A 6,362-nucleotide genomic window follows, 5' to 3' on the forward strand; every position below is an offset into this window, starting at 1 on the left:
CCGCGATGGAGTCCTTCTTCGCGCTGCTGCAGAAGAACGTCCTCGACCGCAAGACGTGGGCCACCCGCCAAGACCTACGGATCGCGATCGTCACCTGGATCGAGCGGACCTACCACCGCCGCCGACGCCAGGACGCCCTCGGCCGCCTCACCCCGGTCGAGTACGAGACCATCAACACCCCTCAAGTGGCCCTCGCCGCCTGAGACCAACTGTCACCTACTCGTGCAGCAGTCCCGAACTCGCTGAAGTTGTCTTAGTGACCGCCGCCTGACCTTCGACGCCTAACCGCCGTGTCAGCGTCAGCGTGTCAGGCTTTTGTCGCCATACTCGGTTGGACCACCTCGGTTGAAGCTTCGGGCCACGAGGCGATCAGTCGTCAGGACGGCGGAGTGATGATCCGCTCTCGCGCAACCTGCAGGTCCGAGCCCAGACTCCGTCGATCGACGCAACACAGCGCCGGCCTAATTATTGCCGTGCGACGACGGGCTCTCCGGGGTGACGGTTCTGACCTTGCCGGTACTTAATCGAGCAAATAGCCATCGCCGAGTCGAGGGGCAAGTGCGAGCCGATGTTGTGCCAAGGGCGCATCCTGGCGGCACGCCATCTCGCGATCCGCCGTCGACTCGGCGGCCTTCAAGGTGATGCTGTTGGCCTCACCGTCGTGTTGCTGATCGGAACCTCAATTCGGTCTCGGGCAACCACCACACCGTCCTTGACGACGTAGCACTCGACGACGTGCTCGCCCTTGAAGTCTGAGTGCTCGATGCGGACCCCCGCCTTGCTGGAGCTGACGATCTGCCCGCGGATCATATCGCGCCTCTCGGCTTCGGGACCCGAGTTGAGTACCTTCCACTTCACCTCGTAGGGCTGCTCGCATGAACACTCCGTAACGACGAACCGCAGAGCCTTGTTGGCCCGGAGCAGAAATCCATCGCGGCGCATCGCTCGGAGCCAGGTTGGGCGGAATCCGTCTTGCGTGACTTTGCAATCGATCGACACCGACTCCGTGACGTCGACCGGGAGTCGATCCTCGATGTACTCCTCGGTATCGCGGAACGACCGGGACGCCTCGCTCGTGCTTGTCGACAGCGGCACCGAGGAGCCGAACACCTCGCGCCACTTCTTGTTCGCAGACGACTTACCCTCAAGTTCAATCGCTTCAAGGCAACGGTTATACGCCTTCTGCGCCTTAGGTTGGAACTTGGCCTTGACGTGGACACGCTGCTGGCTGCCCAGCGCCAGGTAGTAGTCCTGCTCAGGCTCATCCCTGAGGAAGGCAAAGAAGTCGCGGGCCATGTAGGCGAAGGAGCCCGCCCCGGCCGAGTCGTAGTCGCTGGTGTGGCTAAAGAACTTGTGGACGAGGGTGTCGATGAGCAGTCCGCCCATGTTGACACCGGTATTGTTCTTCCAAGCTCGCACCATCCGAGCGAGGTGCCGCATGTTCGTCGAGGTTCGGTCGTTGCACGCCTTAGTCGCCGCGATCTCCTCCCTTGGCTTAGTGACCTTCCATTGCTCGGCCTTGGTGTCCGGGTAGTCGAAGCTGCCGTCGGTGTTCTCGAATGCTGGCTGAATTTCGAACATGAAGGCGTTCGATGCGAATTGAATGCGGACGACGCACTGGTCGACGCGGACGTCCGTCTTCGTGTACCGGGCTTTGAGGTCGTCGCGCACTCGTTCGAGGATTCGACGCGGGCCCGACTCACCGTTGTAAGTCGGGCGCATGTCTGCCGGGAGGATAAAGATTAGGTCTAAGTCGGACACGCCCCTGATGGCGGTGTGTCGGCCGAAAGAGCCGATCATGAGTTTGTGCGTCGTAGAGCCTTCGGCCCCGTAGAAGTCCTTGTTCAGCGCCTTGGCGATCTCATCCCTGCGGGCGGCGACCATCGACGCCGTGTCGCCGACTTTGAGGTTCGTTAAGAGTGCGTCGAAGATGTCGGAAGTCTTCATGCTCGCCCCTCCCCTTCGCCGAGGCGGAGGGCCTCGGGCAGCATGACATCAATCTCGTGGGAGCTGAAGGTCAGCTCCTCGTTGTTCCGTAGCCCAGTCTGGGCGCGCTTAAACGCTCTTTGGCTCGTCCTTGGTGCGTCACCATAGCAATTCTGCGCGCTCAACTGGAGTTCGTCGCGGCGCTGTCGGCCCTCAGCGTCGGAGATGGCGCCCGACATCAGGTCGGCGATAAGGGAGATGTGGGACTCCCGGACATCCCACAGCTGGGACGCGACGCGGCGGTGAGCGTTGGACTGCTCCTCGTACTTAAACGTCTTGGCGCCGAGGCTCGTCCAGGTGACCAAGAGAGCAATGGAGGAGGTCACCAGGCCCGTCAGTACCGCGCTGCCCAGAAGTCCGACGAGCGCCGCGAGGAAGGTGCCGGAGCTGATCGCGGTGAGCGTGACGAGCGCCGCCTGCTGCCGGCGGTGCTTGGTGAAGCAGATGTCAGCCTGCTTCTCGTGAGTCTTGTGGCTGTACGCGATCCGCCCGAATGCTTCGCGAACCTGGGCGAGCAGGAAGGTATCCCGGCTGGGGGTCGTCGCGCTACGCCTTCTCAACGTACTCCTACTGATTTGGAGGTCCTGGACACGGGCTCGAGGTTGGATGAGTCCTCTCAGTGTATATCGCCGACCTCTCGCTCGCCTCGGTCTGCTGGCCGCGCAGGCCGTCTTCGAGGAGGTCAACTTTGCTGTCCTCTTCGGCCTCGCGCGCGGGTGACGGACAGCCAAGGGAACGGGACTGTGGAGCCGCTCAGCATCCTCCACGGCGGCGCCCTGCGGCTTCTGTCTCCGCACCAGGGTCAGCGCGCGTCTCAATACCCGTTACAGCTGTACCAATAGGCCGCGGTCGGTCCTAAGCGACGGGAGTCCCAGAGATCCGCTGCATGACTCAGGTTGTCCGATCATGCAGTAGTCCTGGTATCGCGGTCAGGGGTTTTCGTAGTCGTCTTCGTCGTCGAGGGTCAGACGGCTGTCCAGGCTCTCCCACAGTGGGTGGGTGTAGCGGCCCCCGGTGGTGTGGTGGAGGGCATGGTGAGTCAGTCTCTCCAGAGGCCGGGGGTAGTAGGGGTCGCGGGCGGTGAGGGCGGCGGCGTGGGCGTTGATGAGATCGGGTAGGTGCTCGGTGTTGTCGACCTCGGGCACGCCGTATACGTGGTGTAGGTAGGCCCACATCCAGTCCTCGTCGCGGATGTCGCTGCCGGACTCGGCCAGGGCGAAGGCGGTATGGCGGACGATCAGGCCCTCGTAGTCACCGAAGTCCTGTTGAGGACCGGATACGCGCAGTGCTGGGTCTGCCGGGTCAGGGCAGCGGCACCCATGGAGGCCGTTTCCGCTTCAAGGGGGTTGCCACCACAGCGGTATGTCGCTGCTACCGGTGGTCGTGGCCTCGGCGAGGTGAATCGCCGCGGCGGCGAAGAGGTCGTCGTGGCCGGTGCCGATGCGGGCGCGGACGGCCTGGTGGTGGGGGTGGACGTGCTCGGCGAGGCCGAAGGGCTCGGGGGCCAGCCGTAGGTCGCTGCCGGTGTAGAGCTCCCAGAAGACCTGGATCAGGTGCTTGGTCGGGCCGTCATAGCGGCCTGGATGGGGGGCGTGCTCGAGGGCGTAGTGCATGACCTTGGTGACCAGGTCGGTGTCGTTGGCGTTCCAGCGGCGCTCGGAGTAGTCGATCGGGGGTGGTGACTCGATCAGCTGGTCGGCGAGAGTTTCGAGGCTGCGCAGGAAGTCCGGCCAGGTGCCGGTCGCTCGCAGCCGGCGCAGCAGCGCCGGTGGGTAGGCCGCGAAGGAGCGTGGCAGTCCGAGGTCGACGGCGATCAGCTGCCACGGGCGCGGGGTGCCTAGCCTGGCCAAGAACATCGCGGCGCAAGCCCGGGCTTTGTAGTCCTCGTCGGCGATGTGCGGGGCGAGCACCCCGGGCCACAGCTGTTGGGGGATCCACGCCAAGGGAATCTGCTCAGCGACGGGTTCCGCGGGGTGGCGCGGCCTGCGGTCGCTGACGGGGTAGCGGGGCCTCAGACGGCCGGTGCGAAAGGTCAGCTGTGCGGCGGGGGAGAGGTGCTCGGCGACCGACAGCAGCCGGATCGCCCCGAGCAGGGGGTGTCGGGCCCGTCCGCGGGTGTCTCCGGCGATCGGGGTGTGGCTGCCGTTGGGGTCCAGCAGCCCGTAGGAGTCCGCGACGGCCGCGCAGCTGGTCACGTCCGGCGCGTCGAGCACCCGCAGGGCTACGCCCAGCCCTTCGATCACGACCTCGGGGTCACCGCTGACCTCGAAGACCGTGCGTTCACCGTGGTTGCGCTCGTCCAGCAGCTCCAGCAGGGCGGTGAAGTAGTCGAGGCGGTCGCTGCTCACGCCGGCGACCTCAAGGGACTCGTCGGCGTCTCTGACCGCGCTGAGCGCCAGGGATTCGATCAGGCGTGCGGTCTCGAGCTGTTGCGGCGTCGCCGAGCGGGTGGGGGCGGTGCGCAGGTCCTCGCCGCACGAGAAAGTCCGGGCCCGTCGTGGGCGTTCGCCGGGAGCGGCTTCGGTGCACGACCACGACTCCCGCGTGCGCACCATCCACCCCCCGGTCGACCAGGGCGGTCTGCCGCAGGTCGGGCAGTGGCGTTCGAGCAGCACGTCGTGCTCGAAGCAGACCGGGTACAGCGGGGACCGCCACCGCTCGAGCCAGGCGCCGCCGTTGTCCGCCAGGCACATCGGGCAGTAGCGGGAGCCCTTGGCCGTGATGATGTGCGTGCGGTGGTCGAGGTAGAGGTACCGGTAGGTGCCCAGCAGGGAGTTCAAGCAGTACGCCAGGACGTCCCCGCGGGCCCCGAGCGCCAGCCCGCGCAGACCGAAGTGGGCGGCGATGACGTCCCTGTTGCGTCCGACGTGCTCCTCGACGGTGGCGATGCGCGTCAGCGTGGTCGGCACCCCCATCGCCGCCAGCAGCTGCTGCGGACTCAGGTCGTAGCGGTGGCCGGTGCGCACCAGCCAGCTGGTGACCTGCTCCCCCTCCGCAGGCCGCACCGTGATGGGCCAACGATGGATGCCGGGGGTGGCGCCAGGCAGGGGACGCGGTGGCGCGACGACCTCCAGCGATGGCCGGCGCGCGGCCCGCCGCTGAGGTCGCGGGGGCGCCGGAGCCTGCCAAGGCATCGATCCCGCTGCGATCGGGCGAGTCCAGTCCACCACGGGTGCTCAGGGTTCCCGCCGACGGGCAGCAGATCGCCGCCGAGCCGGCTGCTCCGGCGCGGCGTAGCTGTTCTGGGCGGCGTTGTCGGTCACCACGTGGGACAGGACGGCCTCGTCGACGGTCTCGGCGCCGGTGGTGATGGCGACGTAGCAGGCCCGGTCGAGCAGATTGGTCAGCGAGGCGATGTGACCCTGGGTGCGGGCGAACAGCAGGTCGGCGTGGTCGGTGAGCATCCCCGGGTGGGCTTCGGCCAGCTTCAGGTGGCCTTCCAGGGCGGCGAGCAGGTCCACCCATGCACGCGCGCCCGCCGCCGTGGTGGTGCTGAAGGGGACGACGGGGCAGCGGGTCGCCCGCCGTGAAGTCTGGGCGTAGACGACGTCGGAGCCGTGCAGGCCCTCGTCGAAGAACTTCTTTGCCGCCAGCCCGACCCCGGTGTAGACGAACGTCACGGGCATCTCGTTCGCCAGCCACTTCAGGTGGTTGGAGACCTCGGTGCCGGCGCGGTGGGCGAAGTCCACGAAGTGCAGGTCGTCGATCACCACCAGCCGGGTCTGGCAGGAGACCACGCAGTCCACCGCCAGCGACGCCAGCCGCGTCGACGTCGTCCGTTGCGCGGCGGGGTGGCCGTAGAACTCCAGCAGCTTGCTGTTCAGGGTCTTCAGCGTCATGTTCGCCGTCAAGGCGACGAACGCCACCGGCAGCCGTTGGTGGCCCTCGGGGGTGGTGGGCCCGTGCCGGCGGTACTGGGCCCGGTGGAAGTCCTTCGCGAAGCGGGTCGCGATGGTCGTCTTGCCCAGGCCGGGGGCGGCGTCGATGACCACCGACCCCCGCAGCCGGTCCCCGTCCCGGCGCCCTGAGGCCAGCACCTGGCCCATCAGCGAGAACGCCGAGGCCATCTGCGCGGTCCGGATCGTCGGCAGGTTCGCGTTCCAGACCATCCGCGCTTCGTCGTAGTCCTCCCGCGCGTCGGCGCCCAGCCCGTCCATCTGGGTCCGGGTGAGGGTGGCGAAGTCCTCCCGCGGGCCGGCGGCGACGAAGGCGTCCCACCCGGCTTTGCGGGCCAGCTGGTAGGGCTGCACGTCGTGCCGGGCCAGCCACGCCGCCCACGGGTTCGTCGTCTCCTCGTCGGCGATCGTGGCGCCGAGCTCGTCGTCGCGGGTGCTCACTCGTCGAACACCTCCAGGCCGTCGGCGTCGGGGTGCTCG

At 67.1% G+C, this 6,362-nt stretch carries 6 protein-coding genes; 1 reads left to right on the forward strand and 5 read right to left on the reverse strand.

The genetic code is table 11. The features are described 5' to 3' along the window. On the forward strand, positions 1–203 hold a 203-nt coding region (locus WDZ17_RS17005; protein ID WP_339576367.1), incomplete at its 5' end, for an IS3 family transposase. A 430-nt stretch (positions 204–633) separates the two neighbouring features. On the opposite strand, the gene WDZ17_RS17010 is transcribed toward WDZ17_RS17005, so the two are convergent. The 5 genes from WDZ17_RS17010 to WDZ17_RS17030 all read right to left on the reverse strand — a co-directional run bounded on the left by WDZ17_RS17010 (position 634) and on the right by WDZ17_RS17030 (position 6,323). Beyond that, positions 634–1,947 carry a nucleotide-binding domain-containing protein gene (locus WDZ17_RS17010; RefSeq protein WP_339576368.1) on the reverse strand — a complete coding sequence of 438 codons (1,314 nt, stop codon included), beginning with the start codon at positions 1,945–1,947 and terminating at the stop codon, positions 634–636. Beyond that, the gene (locus WDZ17_RS17015) at positions 1,944–2,546 is read right to left on the reverse strand and encodes an SLATT domain-containing protein (protein ID WP_339576369.1); all 603 of its coding nucleotides are present in this window, start codon (positions 2,544–2,546) and stop codon (positions 1,944–1,946) included. The genes WDZ17_RS17010 and WDZ17_RS17015 overlap by 4 nt, the downstream gene beginning before the upstream one ends. Before the next feature lie 369 nt (positions 2,547–2,915). Beyond that, the gene (locus tag WDZ17_RS17020) at positions 2,916–3,161 is read right to left on the reverse strand and encodes a hypothetical protein (RefSeq protein ID WP_339576370.1); all 246 of its coding nucleotides are present in this window, start codon (positions 3,159–3,161) and stop codon (positions 2,916–2,918) included. 162 nt (positions 3,162–3,323) lie between these two features. After that, positions 3,324–4,991, reverse strand: coding sequence for a TniQ family protein (locus tag WDZ17_RS17025; RefSeq protein WP_339576371.1), 1,668 nt, complete (start codon positions 4,989–4,991; stop codon positions 3,324–3,326). Positions 4,992–5,162: 171 nt separating this feature from the next. Then, positions 5,163–6,323 carry a TniB family NTP-binding protein gene (locus WDZ17_RS17030; RefSeq protein ID WP_339576372.1) on the reverse strand — a complete coding sequence of 387 codons (1,161 nt, stop codon included), beginning with the start codon at positions 6,321–6,323 and terminating at the stop codon, positions 5,163–5,165. Positions 6,324–6,362 lie beyond the last annotated feature (39 nt).

Source organism: Pseudokineococcus basanitobsidens (genome assembly GCF_037482545.1).
Taxonomy (GTDB): domain Bacteria; phylum Actinomycetota; class Actinomycetes; order Actinomycetales; family Quadrisphaeraceae; genus Pseudokineococcus; species Pseudokineococcus basanitobsidens.